Consider the following 3,529-nt stretch of genomic DNA (forward strand, 5'->3'; position numbering starts at 1 on the left):
CAAACTGGAAGGCAAGAGCTTTGGTGGCGGGCATGCGGTGACGCATAAACCGGCAGCAAGACCGTCCCCAGTGAAGATAGCCTCCAGTCAGCAAAGTGCACAAAGGAATAGCGGGTATACGGCTAAGTCTGAATCAGACGGGTCGTTTGGCAAGTCGGCCTCCGGAGGTGGCAGTAGTCCGCCACCGATAAAGTCTAGCGCTTCGAAACGGACCGGGACTGATGACAGTGACTGGGAAGAGTTTTAGCTGATTACTGACTGATCAAAAGCCGACTATAGCTAGTCGGCTTTTTGATGACTTTTTAGCATGATTTGAGTGATTCAGCCGCGGTCTAAATGCTACAAAAAGTGTCTTAAATGTTGCAATAAATATCATTTGTAACGCAGATGTAAGTTTTCTCAAGTTTTCCTCAAAGCTTTCGTAAATCTAGTTAAGTGGTAGTAAATAACCACTGGATAGATTTAAACCCCTTTAATGGAGACTTTATGAAACACACGATTAAAACTGCCATCGCTTTATGCGCATTCTTTTTAGTATCTGGTCATGCGCTGGCAGCCGAAGTTTGCACCGTATCAATGATGGGTCGGGTATGTTACGAAGAAGGCAGCCCGGAATTAACTGCAACGCACATGAAAGGCGATGCAGTGGCTGAGTCAACAGCTGCAAAGAAAAAAACAGATGTTGCAGATGCATCAAAAGTGAAGAAATAAGCACTCTACTGTGTTGGCATAAAACCCCTTGTAGTCAAGGGGTTTTTTAATGTCCTTGAATTTCATCAAGAGAAAAACTTGAGCCGGAAAAGAGGTCATAAAACGTATTTTATTGGCTGATAGAAAATTACTAGTGTGTAAGAACATAGTATGCAAGCCAAGATTTGGCGAAAAATTAACGGATTTGGAGTATAAAAATTATGAGCGTCGCAAAAAGAATGTACGTTCTGATTGTCGTGGCAGCTTTGGGATTATTCGCATTGGCTGGCATCAGTTACTTTCAGACTGAGCGGGTATATGGTTATACCAACTATGCAAATGAAACTGCCGCACCTAGCATTGAAGTGCTGGATGAAACATTGGCGGAATTTGAGCGCTTGAATAGCCTGATTTGGCAACACATGCTCAACACTGACAATGACAAAATGCAGGTCATTGAAAAGCAGGTTGCCGAAACGCATGGCAAATTGATGGCTGCGCTAAAGAAATACGATCAATATGCCACCAATGCAGAAGATAACGCGCTGCTTAAAAAAGACTATGCTGCGATTAGTGCATACGATGGTTTAGGCAGCAATGTATTGACTTTGTCGCTATCCAATAAAAAAGTGGAAGCACGCGACGTGCTGCTCTCGAACCAGGCGGTTATTGCCAGCGTGCAAAGTGCGATCAGCCAGCACCGCCAGTTCAATAATGATTTGGCCAGAGCAAATGCCAGCCAGGCCTTAGGCATTAAAAACCAGGCGATTATCATGTTGTTTGCGATTGCGCTGGTTGCATTGGCCATTGTGGTGTCGATAGGCTTGCTGATCAAACGTAATATGTTCAATCAGCTAGGTATGGAACCATCTGAACTGACTGTGATTGCCCGTAACTTTGTTGAGGGCAACCTGAATCAGAAGATTACGCTGCCGGAAACAGACAAGACCAGCGTGGCTTATTCTATCCGCGTACTGCAAAAAACGCTTGATGGCCTGGTCCAGTCACTGAATTATGTCAGCCAGCAACACGATGAAGGCGATATCGATTGCACGGTAGATGAAACCCGCTTCAAAGGTGGCTACGGCCAAATGGCCGCAGGCATCAATAAAATGGTGGCTGGCCACATTGCCATGAACAAGGAAGCGATTGAGGTTGTAAAAGCCTTTGGTGAAGGTAACCTGGATGCACCATTGAAAGCATTCCCGGGTAAAAAAGCCTTTGTGAACGAAGCCATTGAACAGGTACGTGGCAACATCAAGCGCCTGGTCAGTGATGCGGATGAACTTGCGCATGCCGCCATAGAGGGTCGTTTGACCGCCCGCGTTGATGCGAGCAAGCATGAAGGCGACTTCCGCACCATTGTGCAAGGGCTGAATAACACCCTGGACGCTATTGTAAAACCGTTGAATGTAACCTCTGGCTACCTGGACAACATTGCGAAAGGCAATATACCGGCCAAGATCACCGAGCAATACCAGGGTGATTACAGCCTGATCATCAATAACCTGAATACGTGTATCGATGCGGTGAATGCACTGGTGGCCGATGCGAACGAACTGGCAACTGCCGCCCAAAACGGTGCCTTGTCTACCCGTGCTGATACCAGCAAACACAATGGCGACTTCCGCAAAGTGATTGATGGGCTGAACAGCACGCTGGATGCAGTAGTTAAACCACTGACAGTGACTTCAGAATACCTGGAGAACATTGCCCGCGGTCATATTCCCGCCAAGATCACCGATCATTATCCAGGCGACTACAGCCAGATGATTGATAACCTGAACACCAGCATTGAAGCGGTGAACACTTTGGTAGCAGACACGAATCTGCTTGCCGAAGCTGCCGGAGAAGGCCGTATTACCGTACGTGCCGACGCTGACAAACACCAGGGCGACTTCCGCAAGATCATCGAAGGTGTCAACAGCACACTCGATATGGTGGTAGACCCTATCATCGCCGTGACTGAAGCCGTAGAAACCATCACCACAGCAGCCAACGAGATCTCCAGCGGTAACGCCGACCTGTCAGCCCGTACGGAACAGCAAGCCTCCAGCCTGGAACAGACGGCTGCCAGCATGGAAGAACTGGCTTCAACCGTGAAACAGAATGCCGAGAACGCCAAACAGGCGAACCAGCTGGCATTGACTGCTTCTGATGTCGCTGTCAAAGGTGGTGCCGTGGTCAACGAAGTCGTCGCGACCATGAGTGCCATTAACGATAGCGCTAAAAAGATCGAAGACATTATCTCCGTGATTGACGGTATTGCCTTCCAGACTAATATCCTGGCGCTGAACGCAGCCGTAGAAGCGGCACGTGCAGGCGAGCAGGGTAGAGGCTTTGCCGTCGTGGCAGGTGAAGTGCGCAACCTGGCACAACGCTCAGCCAGTGCTGCCAAAGAGATTAAAGAGTTGATCACCGACTCAGTGAATAAAACCACTGAAGGTACCCGCCTGGTAGAGAATGCCGGTAACACCATGGAAGATGTCGTTTCATCCGTACAACGTGTGGCAGACATCATCAGTGAGATCTCAGCCGCTTCTGCTGAGCAGACCACCGGTATTGACCAGGTCAACCAGGCAGTGACCAGCATGGATGAAACCACGCAACAGAATGCGGCATTGGTTGAAGAGGCCGCCGCCGCCGCTGAATCACTGGTAGACCAGGCTAACCAGCTGGCTGACGCCATCAGCCAGTTCAAACTGGAAGGCAAGAGCTTTGGTGGCGGGCATGCGGTGACGCATAAACCGGCAGCAAGACCGTCCCCAGTGAAGATAGCCTCCAGTCAGCAAAGTGCACAAAGGAATAGCGGGTATACGGCTAAGTCTGAATCAGACGG

General features: G+C 49.0%; 3 protein-coding genes. All 3 read left to right on the plus strand.

What is annotated here, in order from left to right; genetic code table 11:
* A partial coding sequence (locus tag VK958_RS08195) for a hypothetical protein (RefSeq protein ID WP_325240584.1) occupies nt 1-247 on the plus strand: 247 nt, incomplete at its 5' end.
* Between the two features lie 239 nt (nt 248-486).
* Nucleotides 487-711 (plus strand): hypothetical protein, encoded by a 225-nt coding sequence (locus VK958_RS08200; protein WP_325240585.1) that lies wholly within the window; start codon nt 487-489, stop codon nt 709-711.
* 200 nt (nt 712-911) lie between these two features.
* Nucleotides 912-3,529, plus strand: a 2,618-nt coding sequence (locus VK958_RS08205) for a methyl-accepting chemotaxis protein (protein ID WP_325240586.1), incomplete at its 3' end; no start/stop codon positions are given.

Source organism: Methylophilus sp. (assembly GCF_035460085.1).
GTDB lineage: Bacteria > Pseudomonadota > Gammaproteobacteria > Burkholderiales > Methylophilaceae > Methylophilus.